9 protein-coding genes are annotated in these 11,796 nt (G+C 62.5%); 4 read left to right on the top strand and 5 right to left on the bottom strand.

What is annotated here, in order from left to right:
• Positions 1 to 131 precede the first annotated feature (131 nt).
• Genes ACW8PS_RS07500 through ACW8PS_RS07485 form a run of 4 tightly spaced genes read right to left on the bottom strand, consistent with a single transcriptional unit; the run spans position 132 to position 5,243 of the window.
• A complete protein-coding gene (locus ACW8PS_RS07500) occupies positions 132 to 1,013 on the bottom strand; it encodes a dimethyl sulfoxide reductase anchor subunit family protein (RefSeq protein WP_491526727.1) in 882 nt (293 codons plus the stop codon).
• Entirely contained in the window at positions 1,013 to 1,798 is a 786-nt protein-coding gene (locus ACW8PS_RS07495; protein ID WP_491526726.1) for a 4Fe-4S dicluster domain-containing protein, read from the bottom strand. The genes ACW8PS_RS07500 and ACW8PS_RS07495 overlap by 1 nt, the downstream gene beginning before the upstream one ends.
• On the bottom strand, positions 1,795 to 2,421 hold the full coding sequence (locus tag ACW8PS_RS07490) for a LysE family translocator (protein WP_491526725.1): 627 nt from the start codon (positions 2,419 to 2,421) through the stop codon (positions 1,795 to 1,797). The genes ACW8PS_RS07495 and ACW8PS_RS07490 overlap by 4 nt, the downstream gene beginning before the upstream one ends.
• On the bottom strand, positions 2,418 to 5,243 hold the full coding sequence (locus tag ACW8PS_RS07485; protein ID WP_491526724.1) for a molybdopterin oxidoreductase family protein: 2,826 nt from the start codon (positions 5,241 to 5,243) through the stop codon (positions 2,418 to 2,420). The genes ACW8PS_RS07490 and ACW8PS_RS07485 overlap by 4 nt, the downstream gene beginning before the upstream one ends.
• A 174-nt stretch (positions 5,244 to 5,417) precedes the next feature.
• On the opposite strand from ACW8PS_RS07485, the gene ACW8PS_RS07480 reads away from it, so the two are divergent.
• From ACW8PS_RS07480 to ACW8PS_RS07465, 4 genes are all read left to right on the top strand, one after another.
• A complete protein-coding gene (locus ACW8PS_RS07480) occupies positions 5,418 to 6,623 on the top strand; it encodes a CapA family protein (RefSeq protein WP_491526722.1) in 1,206 nt (401 codons plus the stop codon).
• Between the two features lie 128 nt (positions 6,624 to 6,751).
• Positions 6,752 to 7,228 (top strand): hypothetical protein, encoded by a 477-nt coding sequence (locus ACW8PS_RS07475; RefSeq protein WP_491526721.1) that lies wholly within the window; start codon positions 6,752 to 6,754, stop codon positions 7,226 to 7,228.
• Between the two features lie 154 nt (positions 7,229 to 7,382).
• The gene (gene deoC / locus ACW8PS_RS07470; RefSeq protein ID WP_491526720.1) at positions 7,383 to 8,390 is read left to right on the top strand and encodes a deoxyribose-phosphate aldolase; all 1,008 of its coding nucleotides are present in this window, start codon (positions 7,383 to 7,385) and stop codon (positions 8,388 to 8,390) included.
• Between the two features lie 76 nt (positions 8,391 to 8,466).
• A complete protein-coding gene (locus tag ACW8PS_RS07465) occupies positions 8,467 to 10,818 on the top strand; it encodes an aldehyde dehydrogenase family protein (RefSeq protein ID WP_491526719.1) in 2,352 nt (783 codons plus the stop codon).
• Positions 10,819 to 11,091: 273 nt separating this feature from the next.
• On the opposite strand, the gene ACW8PS_RS07460 is transcribed toward ACW8PS_RS07465, so the two are convergent.
• The gene (locus tag ACW8PS_RS07460) at positions 11,092 to 11,700 is read right to left on the bottom strand and encodes a DUF1523 family protein (RefSeq protein ID WP_491526718.1); all 609 of its coding nucleotides are present in this window, start codon (positions 11,698 to 11,700) and stop codon (positions 11,092 to 11,094) included.
• Between the last annotated feature and the right edge of the window lie 96 nt (positions 11,701 to 11,796).

Genomic DNA, 11,796 nt, shown 5'->3' with positions numbered 1-11,796 from the left:
CACCCCCCTTGCGCGGTGGGGGGGGGTGTTGCTCCGCGTTTTTTGCGGGGGGGGCGTCTGCCTCCCAACCCCCCCCGGTTGGGGGGCCAGCCCCCCAAGCCCCCCGAGGTATTTGGGCCAAGATGGAAGGGTCAGGGGCTGCGTTTGCCGTAGTAGAGGCCGACGACATGTTCGGCTTCGGCAAAGAACAGCCAGCGTGAGGCGATAATGCCACTGAGATGGCTGAGAATGGCGATCGCGCCCAATAGGTGACCCGCGCCGGGGATGATCAACAGAAGAACCGGCAGGCCGTAGCCAAGGATCAGCGCGATCAGGCGCAGTTTGCGGGAATGGTTGCGGCCCACCACATGGACCATTTCGCGCAGCAGGTAGTTGGTGCCTGTGTGCGGCGGCTCGAAGGCGCGGACCTGGCCGGGTGTGCCCAGGCCGGTGGCGCTGGCCAGGCTGCTGCCGGAGCGGGCAAGCGCCGTATCGCCGACCTGCCAATGCGCCACCTGCACCGCAGCGGCGAGCGCCAGAAGTGCTGCGGCGGCGATCATCTGCCCGGTCAGCAGCGCACCGCCCGCCAGCGACAGCGACACCAGATGGGCCGATGTCAGCCAATGGTTCCAGCGCGGCACCGTTTTGAGCTGTGCGTAGATCATCGAGGTGGCGTAGACCGTCGCCAGGCTGAGCCCTGCGCCGATCCAGCCGAGCGGGCGCGGAAGGCTGTCGAGGAACACGGCCGAAAAGGCGAAGACCGCCATCACAAGCAGCGCCAGAACCGCCAGGCAGCCTTCGCGGCTGAGCCAACTGGTGCGCCATTGCGTGAAGGCCCGGAGCGCGCGCTGCGGATTGCCGAGGTGAAAGGTGGAAGCCAGAAGCCCGCCAACCGCCGCCGCATAGGCGATGGCATAAAGGGCGAACGCCACCCATCCGGTGACGGCGGGCAGGCCCAGGCCCAGAAAGACCAGCATGCCGAAGCCAAGCCCGGAAAAGACGGTGAAGATGATGACGGAAGGGGCGGGATGCATCAGGTTTCCTTGGTCTTGGCGGGGGGCGCGCCGCCCGGCATTTTCGCAAGCGCGCCGTCGAGCCATCCGAGAAAGCCTTTCGGGCCATCGGTCACTGGCTCGAGATAAGGCGCGAGGATATCGAAATTGCTGGGAACATCCTGTTTGGGCCGGGGCGGCAGGTATTGGTTGACCGGTTTTGTGCCCTGTTCCGGCATCAGATCCATGCCGCCGCGTTCACGCACCAACAGGCTGACGGCGCTGTCGGGATCGGCGAAATCGCCGAAATGGCGGGCCCCGGCCGGGCAGGTGCGCACGCAGGCCGGTTCGCGGTCGGCCTCGGGCAGGTTTTCATTATAGATCCGGTCGACGCAAAGGGTGCATTTCTTCATCACCCCTTCCAGTGCATCCAGTTCGCGGGCCCCATAGGGGCAGGCCCAGGCACAAAGGCCACATCCGATGCAGGCATCCTCATTGACCAGCACGATGCCATCCTCAGCCCGTTTATAGCTGGCCCCGGTGGGGCAGACCGTGACGCAGGGCGCATCTTCGCAATGCAGGCAGGATTTGGGAAAATGCACCAGTTGGGCGGGGCCTTCCGCAGGCGTCACCTCATAGCTGTGCACCCGGTTCAGGAAGGTGCCTGACGGGTTGGCCCCGTAGGGGTCCTGATCCGATAGCGGCGCGCCATAGTTTTCGGTGTTCCAGCCTTTGCACGATATCACGCAGGCATGACAGCCGACACAGGTGTCGAGGTCGATCACCAGGCCGAGCTTTTTCTTGGTGGATGGCGGAAGGGCAGTCATCGGGAGGTCTCCGGTTCGCCGCGAAGCGCCAACAGGGCGGCGGCACTCAGCAGGCCAAGGCCCGAAACGATGCCCGTCCAGCGCGCAAAGCCGGAGCCAAGCAAGGTAAACAGGCGCGCCGCACTGGCCCCCATCAGGATCAGGATCGCGCCGTCAATCACCAGATAGGTGAGGCCAAGAATGGCAACTTGCGGCGCAATGGCGATGGCGGGATCAATGAATTGCGGAAACAACGCGGCAAAGAACACCACCGCATAGGGGTTGGCGGCGGATGTGATGAAACCTTGCCGGAAGAGCGCAGCCCGTCTGGGCGCTGTTGGCGTGCCGGTTGCCGCGCGCGCGGTCAGGATCATCCGCAGGCCGAGATAGACCAGATAGACGATACCGGCCCATTTTACGGCCGTGAAGAACCCGGCTGAAAGCGCCACAAGCCCCACCAGCCCGAACCCCGCAATCAGGATCTGGATCGCATTGGCCGAAAGATCGCCCGCCATGATCGGGGTTGCGCGGCGCAGACCATGCTGCATGGAACCGGCCATGAACAGGATCTGGCTAGGCCCCGGCGGATGGGCAAAAAACACCAGCACCGTGGCAAGATAAAGCAGATAGGTTTCAAGCGTCATTTGCCCACCTTCCATGCCAGTTTATCGGGCCCCTGCCCGACCGGCGATTTGATCGGCGGGAAGGACGGCTGCGCCTCGGCGGGCACGGCCACTTTTTCAATCCTGACCCGCAGGTCGAACCAGGCTGCCTGCCCGGTGATCGGGTCCGAATTGGCCCATCGCATGCCATCGCCCCTGGCGGGCAGAAGCTCATGGATCAGATGATTGAGCAAAAACCCTTCAGTGGCCTCGGGCGCGGCTTCATCCAGCGCCCAGGCCCCCTTGCGTTTGCCAATCGCGTTCCAGGTCCAGACCGTGTTTTCATTCAGCGCCGCCATCAGCGCCACCGGCACCGTGATCTGGCCGTGCATTGATGTGACCTGCGCCCAATCGCCATCACGAAACCCTTTTGCCTCCCAGATCTTTGTCGGCAGATACAAAGGGTTGTGGCCATGCAATTGCCGCAGCCAGGCGTTTTGCGAGCCCCAGGAATGATACATCGCCATCGGGCGCTGCGTCAGAGCGTGAATCGGGTATTCCGCAGGGTCGGCAAAGCCATCTTCCAGCGGCGGATACCAAATTGGCAGCGGGTCCATCGTGGTCTTGATCCGCTCGCGCAGATGCTCGGGCGGCTGGCGCTCGCCATGGCCCTCGGCGGCCAATTGAAACTTGCGCATCGGTTCGACATAGAGGTTGAACAGATAGGGCTGCGGGCTGTCATAGATGCCCATCTTGACCGCCCAATCCTGATAGGCCTTGTTCCAGGGCTTATAAAACGCGGCTTCGGCAGGAATGTGTTCGACAAAGAAGCCGCCATTTTCAATATAGCGCTCCATCTGATCGGGGTTCACCTCGCCGCGGCCCACCTTGTCGCCATCCGGCCCCCGGAACCCCATCAAAGGGCCGATGCCGGGTTTGCGTTCGTGATTGACGATGTAATCGGCGTAATCGGCCCATTTCTGGCTGCCGTCTTCGGTGATGAAAGCGGGCAGGCCCAGCCGCGCGCCCAGATCACACAGCACCGATTGGAAGCCGCGCACATCGCGGTCCGGTTCCACCACCGGCCAGCGGATGGCATCGGCGGCGGCATCGGCCTCGCAGATCGGGCGATCCAGCATGCTGATGCAATCATGGCGCTCAAGATAGGTGGTGTCAGGGAAAATCAGGTCGGCATAGGCCACCATTTCGGAACTGTAGGCGTCGGAATAGATGATATGCGGGATCACGTAATCGCCGTTGTCATCCGTGTCGGTCAGCATCTGCATGACGCCGGTGGTGTTCATCGACGAATTCCACGCCATATTCGCCATATACATGAACAGCGTGTCGATCTTGTAGGGATCACCGGCATGGGCGTTCGAGATCACCATATGCATCAGCCCATGGGCCGACATCGGGTTTTCCCAGGTAAAGGCCTTGTCGATCCGGGCCGGGCTGCCATCGGGTTTCAGGACCAGATCTTCGGGGCCATGCACAAAGCCCAGATGCGGCCCGTCCAGCGGCGCGCCGGCGGTGACCTTGCTATGCGGTTTCGGGTGCGCTTCGGGCGGCTTGGGATAGGGCGGCTTGAAGCGGAAACCGCCGGGCACCTCGACGCTGCCCAGAATGATCTGCAGCACATGCAGCGCGCGGGCCGTCTGGAACCCATTGGAATGGGCCGAAATGCCGCGCATGGCGTGAAAGCTGACCGGGCGGCCAACCATTGTCTCGTGCCTCTCGCCGCGAAAATCGGTCCAGGGCTGATCAATCTCAAAGGCCTCGTCAAAGGCCACGCGCGCCAGCTCGCCCGCGATATGGCGGATCCGTTCGGCAGAGATCCCGACCCGGTCGGCCACCGCCTCCGGGGCGTAATCATCAGACAGGTAGCGATCCGCCATATGCTGAAACACCGGGCGATGCGTGATGCCCGCCTGGCGCAGCTTGCCGGCCAGATCGGGTTTTACGCCCGCGGCGTCAAATGCGGTGGGTTTGCCGGTGACCCGGTCCATGACCAGCATCTTGCCGCCCGCGTCGCGCATCAACAGACCGAACTCCGGCGATTTCGGGTCGCCATTGATCAATACCGGCGCGTTGGTGAACCGGCCAAGATAATCCAGATCGACCCGCCCCGCTTTCATCAGGCAATGGACCAGCGCCAGAATGAACAACCCATCGGTGCCCGGCGTGATCCCGACCCATTCATCGGCAATCGCGTTATAGCCCGACCGGATCGGATTGACCCCGATCACCTTGGCCCCGCGCGCCTTGAGCTTGCTCAGGCCGATCTTGATCGGGTTGCTGTCATGGTCCTCGGCCACACCAAAGATCATGAACAGCTTGGAGCGGTCCCAATCCGGTTGGCCAAACTCCCAGAATGCGCCGCCCATCGTATAGATGCCGGCGGTGGCCATATTGACGGAACAAAATCCGCCATGCGCCGCATAGTTCGGCGTGCCAAACCCCTGCGCCCAAAAAGACGTGAAGCTTTGCGACTGGTCGCGGCCGGTAAAAAAGGCCAGCTTTTCAGGCGCTTCATCGCGGATCGGTTGCAGCCAGGATACCGCAAGCTCCAGCGCCTCATCCCAGCTTATTTCTTCAAATTCACCCGATCCGCGCGGACCCACCCGTTTCAAAGGGGCCCGCAGCCGCGATGGCGCGTTGACCTGCATGATGCCCGCGCTGCCCTTGGCGCACAGCACGCCCTTGTTGACCTGATGGTCGCGGTTGCCTTCGATATAGGCAACCTTGCCGTCCTTCATATGCACATTGATGCCACAGCGGCAGGCACACATGTAACAGGTAGTCTTGCGAATTTCGTCCGATACCTGCGGTGACAGATCGACCGAAGGCTGCGAATAGGCCATGCAAGGCTCCTTGAAAATTCTGTGTTTGCCCATGTGCTGCGCAGAGGGTCGCAAGCGCTGCATCGGAAATCAACCAATTATCCGCCTGCCAATTCTTACCCGGGGGTAACATCGCTTGACCCCGGACGCTAAGGCCAGTTTGCTGAAACGACCCATACCAGACGAAAGCGCGCCATGCCCCTGCCGTTCCTCAGACCGCTTGTTCTTGGGGCTGCGATTGTTCTGGCGGCCTGCCAACCCACGGCGCGCGACAGCGCAGCGCTGGCCTGCATTCGGGCAGATGGCCCGGCCACAACCAGCCGCACGGTGTTTCAACCCGGCACCGTGACGGTGGCGGCCGTGGGCGATGTGCTGATGCATGTTCTGTTGCAGCAGGATGCGGCCAACAGCCCGCGCGGCTATGCGGGCCAGTTCGTTCACGCCGCCCCCTATCTGCGCATGGCCGATATCGCGGTGGCCAATCTGGAAGGCCCCGCCGCGCGCAATGTGGCCCCGGGCGGGCAGGACGCGCCCGCGCCAGCCACCATCTTTGACGATGAGATTTATTCCGGCTTTCCGACCTTCAACTATCACCCCTCGCTGGTCACCGCGCTGGGCAATTCCGGCATCGACCTGTTGCAGACCGCCAATAATCACGCGCTGGACCGGGGGCCATTGGGCGTGGACCGCACCTTGCAGGCGATTGACGCTGCGGGCCTGGCCACAACCGGCACCCGGCCGCGCAGCGATCCGACCCGCCCCTGGCAGGGCGTGATAACGGCAGAGGGTCGGCGCGTCGCCTTTCTGGCCTGTTCGTTCTCGACCAATGGCATTGCCGATCCAAACAGGCAGGTTCTGGGCTGCTACCGGGACGAATCGGCGGTTCTGGCGCAGATCCGCGCGCTGGCCGATGATCCCGCAATTGCTGCCGTGATCTTCCTGCCGCATTGGGGGGCCGAATATGTGGAAGCGCCGGGGTCTGAGCAACGCCGCCTTGGCCGCGCCGCGCTGGAGGCCGGGGCCGCCACCGTCATCGGCACCCACCCCCATGTGCTGCAGCCGATCGAGCCGTACCGGACCCGCGATGGCCGCGACGCTTTTATCGCCTATTCGCTTGGCAATTTCATCGCCTCGCAATGGCAGGTCGCACGGCGCAGTTCCGTTATCCTGTTCTTTGATCTGGTGCCCGATGGCGCGGGCGGGCTGACCGCCGAGATGCCCGTATGGCTGCCCACCCGCGTCATGCGCTACAGCTCGGGCCTTGTGGTCCAGCCCGCCGAACAGGCGGTGGACGGACAGCAAAGCCTTGCCCATGTCGCCCGCGTTCTGGGTGATGCGGGCCGTCTGAGCCTTGCCGATATCGCCCGGATACAGGGCCGGTCCATCTGCATATCCGGCTAATGCCTTAAATTCCCCTCAAAACCCGTGAAAAGCCAGGAAATGGCCTTGGCTCCACCTTCGGTCCGCCCCTGTGTCGCCGCAATCACACGCATGATTCCGGGCAAGGAGCTGTTTCGGAGACTAATGGAATGACAAGGTTTTTGCAGGATGAATGCGGTGCCGTCACCGTTGATTGGGTTGTGCTGACCAGCGGATTGGTTGGCCTTGGACTGGCAACAATGACGGTTGTCTCAAGCGGAGTGGAAACCACCAGCGGCAATGTCAGCGGCACCATGACAGGCTATGAGATATCATCGTCTTTCGGGCCACTGTCATCCATCGACAATTGGCTGGCGAACTATTCACCTGTCAATTCTGCCCTGCACGGCCCCTCCTGGGGCCCCGATGCGCAAGGCCGCAGCTGGGTCGAAAACACCTATGACAGCTGGAGCCAGCTCAGCGATCAGCAGATCCAGCATATGTATACGTCAAACTATGCCAGCGCCATTCTGGGCGATGCCACCCGCGCCGACTATATCGCGGTGCAGGAGCAAATCATGGCCGAGCGCGGCATCGCGATCCCGTCGGGCAACCTGACGGCCGCCGAGATTGCCGCGACTTTCTAAGCCATATTCGGACAGATCATGCTTAATGCCCGCCGCCATTGCCGGTGGCGGGTCTTTGGCGTTCTGTCAGGCCCCGTCTTGCTTCGGCCCGCTCGCCATGTCAGGCTGGCTGCCTGCAATCGCTGCACATCATTCAATGCCCCGGGGGCCGTCCATGTCCACATCTTCCACCGAAACGCGGTCCGGCGTGGCGCAGGTCACGGGCCTGCCGCAACTCAGCGATATCCGGAATCCCGGCACTGCGCTGGATCTCGACTGGGTGGCGTCGGTGCAGGCCAACACTTCGGCCATCGAACGCCGCGCCGCCAGCCTGCCGGGCCGGCGCAGCGTCAAGAAGGAGTATCAGGCCGCCTGGCTGGCCCGCGCCATTTCCTGTATCGACCTGACAACGCTGTCGGGCGATGACACGCCGGGCCGGGTGCGCCGCCTCTGCGCCAAGGCGGCCCAGCCCGCGCGTCAGGATATTCTGGACGCCATCGGCCTGCCCGATCTCACCACCGGCGCGGTCTGCGTCTATCACGAGATGATCCCGACGGCGGTCGCGGCATTGGCCGGCACCGGCATCCCCGTCGCGGCCGTATCCACCGGCTTTCCGGCGGGCCTGTCGCCCTACCATTTGCGGCTGCAAGAGATCGAGGCAAGCGTTTCCGCCGGGGCCGCCGAGATCGACATCGTGATATCGCGCCGCCATGTGCTGACCGGCAATTGGCAGGCGCTTTATGACGAGATGCGCGAATTTCGTGCCGCCTGCGGCGATGCCCATGTCAAGGCGATCCTGGCCACGGGCGAGTTGGGCACGCTGAGAAATGTCGCGCGCGCCTCGCTGATCTGCATGATGGCCGGGGCCGATTTCATCAAGACCTCCACCGGCAAGGAACCCATCAATGCCACCCTGCCCGTCAGCCTGGTGATGATCCGCGCCATCCGTGCCTATCACACCGCCACCGGCATCCGGGTCGGCTATAAGCCTGCGGGCGGTATTTCCAAGGCCAAGGATGCGCTGGTCTATCTCTCGATGATCAAGGAGGAATTGGGCGACCGCTGGCTGCGGCCCGACCTCTTCCGCTTCGGGGCTTCCTCGCTTCTGGGCGATATTGAGCGGCAGTTGGAACACCACCTGACCGGGGCATATTCGGCATCCTGGCGGCATGCGATCGGGTAAACGCCGCCAAGAAAACACTCTTCGGATGCGTTTCGGGCGCGCGCGGGCAAAGCCCCGGGAATAAAGGAAACAAGACATGACCATCCCCGAGATTTTCGAGACCATGGAGTATGGCACCGCCCCGGAATCCGACCGTGAGGCCCGCGCCTGGATTGCCAGACATGGCGGCAGCTTCGGCCATTTCATCGCCGGCAGCTTCACCGCCCCGGGTGAAACCTTTGCCAGCAAGAACCCGGCCAATGGCGAAGAACTGGCCCGCGTCACCCAAGGCAGTGCCGATGACGTGGATGCCGCCACCGCCGCCGCCCGGCGCGCCTTTCCGCGCTGGTCCAAACTTTCCGGCCATCAGCGTGCCCGCCACCTCTATGCGCTGGCCCGCCTGCTGCAAAAACACGCCCGCCTGTTTGCCGTGCTGGAAAGCCTGGATAACGGCAAACCGATCCGCGAGGCCCGCGATATCGACGTGCCCCTTGCACAGCGCCATTTCTATTATCACGCCGGGCTGGCGCAACTGCGCGATGACGAAATGCCCGGCCATGTCCCGCATGGCGTTTGCGGCCAGATCGTGCCGTGGAATTTCCCGCTGCTGATGCTGTCCTGGAAAATCGCGCCGGCACTTGCGGCGGGCAATACCATTGTGCTGAAGCCCGCCGAATATACCTCGCTCACCGCATTGCTTTTTGCCGATATCTGCATTGAAGCCGGTCTGCCCAAAGGCGTCGTCAACATCCTCACCGGCGACGGGGCCACCGGGGCCGCCCTGGTCGATCACCCCGATATCAACAAGATCGCCTTTACCGGATCCACCGATATCGGGCGCCGCATCCGCATGGCCACCGCCGGAACCGGCAAGGCGCTGACGTTGGAGCTTGGCGGCAAATCGCCCTATATCGTCTTTGAAGATGCCGATATCGACAGCGCCATCGAAGGGCTGGTCGATGCGATATGGTTCAATCAGGGCCAGGTCTGCTGCGCCGGTTCCCGGCTTTTAGTGCAGGAAGGCATCGCCGAGGATTTCCACACCCGCCTGAAAACCCGCATGGGTCGCCTGCGCGCAGGCGATCCGCTGGACAAGAGCATTGATATCGGGGCCATCGTCGACCCGGTGCAGCTTGCCCGCATCACCGATCTGGTTGCGCGCAATACCGATGGCGAGACTTTCCAGCCCGCCATCGACCTGCCCGCAAGCGGCTGCTTTTATCCGCCGACGCTGATTACCGGACTCAGCACCGCCTCGCATCTGATGCAGGAGGAGATCTTCGGCCCCGTCCTCGTCTCCACCACGTTCCGCACGCCCGATGAGGCCGTGGAAATTGCCAATAATACCCGCTACGGCCTGGCGGCGACGCTCTGGACCGAGAATGTCAATCTCGCGCTGGATGTGGCCCCGAAACTTGCCGCAGGCGTGGTCTGGGTCAATTCCACCAACCTCTTTGACGCGGCAGCAGGCTTTGGTGGCATCCGCGAATCCGGCTTTGGCCGTGAAGGCGGCTGGGAAGGGCTGGGCGCATATCTCAAACCCGACATCGCAACCAAACCGGTCAAACCCGGCAGCACCGTCAGCGCTGCGCATGAAGAATTCGACGGCATCGACCGCACCGCCAAGATGTATATCGGCGGCAAGCAGACCCGCCCCGATAGCGGGTATTCGACCCAGGTTCTGTCGCCGCGCGGCAAGCCTCTGGGCCATGTCGGCACCGCCAACCGCAAGGATTTGAGGAACGCGGTCGAGGCGGCGCAAAAGGCCGCCGGTTGGGGCAAAACCACCGGCCATTTGCGGGCGCAGATCCTCTATTATATCGCCGAAAACCTGTCGGCGCGCGCAGGCGAATTCACCTCCCGGCTTGCAGATCTGACCGGAAAGCCCGCAAAATCCTGCAAATCCGAGGTCGAAACCAGCCTCGCACGCCTCTTTACCTACGCCGCCTGGGCCGACAAATTCGACGGCACCGCCAAAACAGTGCCCATTCGCGGCGTGGCATTGGCGATGCACGAACCTGTCGGCATCATCGGTGCCTTCTGCCCCGAAGACGCGCCGCTGCTTGGCCCGATTTCGCTCATGGCTCCGGCCATCGCCATGGGCAACCGGGTAATCCTGGTGGCCAGCGAAGCTGCTCCACTGGCCCTGACCGACCTCTATCAGGTGCTCGATACATCAGATGTGCCAGGTGGCGTGGTCAATATCCTGACTGGCGCGCATAGTGAACTGGCAGACCCGATGGCGAGCCATATGAATATTGATGCCGTCTGGAGCTTTTCATCTGCCGACATCTCGACCGTGATCGAAAAATCCGCCGCCGGAAACTTAAAGCGCACATGGGTCAATCATGGGCGCAACCCGGAATGGGCGAAGCAGGATGGCCAGGGCAAACGCTTCCTGCACGCCGCAACCGAAGTGAAAACCATCTGGGTGCCTTACGGGGAATAGTGCCAGTGTTGGTGATGGCAGCAAAGGCAGCGCAGCGAGGGGCCAGCCCCTCGCGCTCCCCGGAGTATTTGCACAAAGAAGAAGGCGAATTTTCGTAAAATTGTTTCATCTTGGCATAAATACCTGAAACGATAACCTCTCGACCAATGCCGCGTTTCAGATGGATGGCAGCCTTAACACATGTTCATGGCAATGCGGCCCAAGGAGGGCTCCCGAAGGGGGCGTGACGCGGGCCGCCCGCCCGGTCGACGCGCGCAAGCGCGGCGAAATTATCTACCGCCCCCACACCCGGTCTTTCAGTTTCGCCCAGCGCACCAGCACCCAATCGACGGCGGGGTCGATCACCCGATCCTCGAACCGTTCCCAGAGCCGCCAGAGCGCAAAAATCGCGGCCACCAGCAAGACCAGAATGAAGATGTTCGACCAAGGGAATGGTTTGTCCTCAGGCCCGTCAACAGCCCTGATCGACACCGCGTTGGGATAGATCGACAGCGCGTTGGACCGCCAGCCATAATGCGTGATCAGCACCCATTGCGGCGCATCCGCACTCGAGGCAAGCGCGCCCGCCTCGGCCTGCAAATCCTCGCTTCGCGTCTTGAAATAGGGTGGCCAGCCAAACAGGCCGGTATCTTCATTGCGATAGACCGACACCCGGCCATTGGGGCGTGTGGTGCGGATGAAACGGATATCGCGCTCCTCCAGATTGGTGCCGGCACCGCTGTCGCCCGAAGTATAGAATATCCGGTTATAGGGCGAGAATGAGGTGCGGATCTCGGTGGTTTCGATCACCCAGACAACATCGCGTTGCGGCAGGGTGTAGTGCAGCATCGCAGCCACGAATGTTGCGATCAGCGACAGAAAGATCCAGCGGGCCCATCTCATGGCGGCACCCTCCCATGATTGTGGTCAGGCAAGGGTCTTAGCGCGGATCGTGCAGCGCTCCAAGCCACTAACCGGGGCTTGCGGCATATCCCCCCA

The sequence above is a fragment of the Alterinioella sp. genome (genome assembly GCF_058343375.1).
This window is presented reverse-complemented; position numbering and strand designations above follow the sequence as displayed.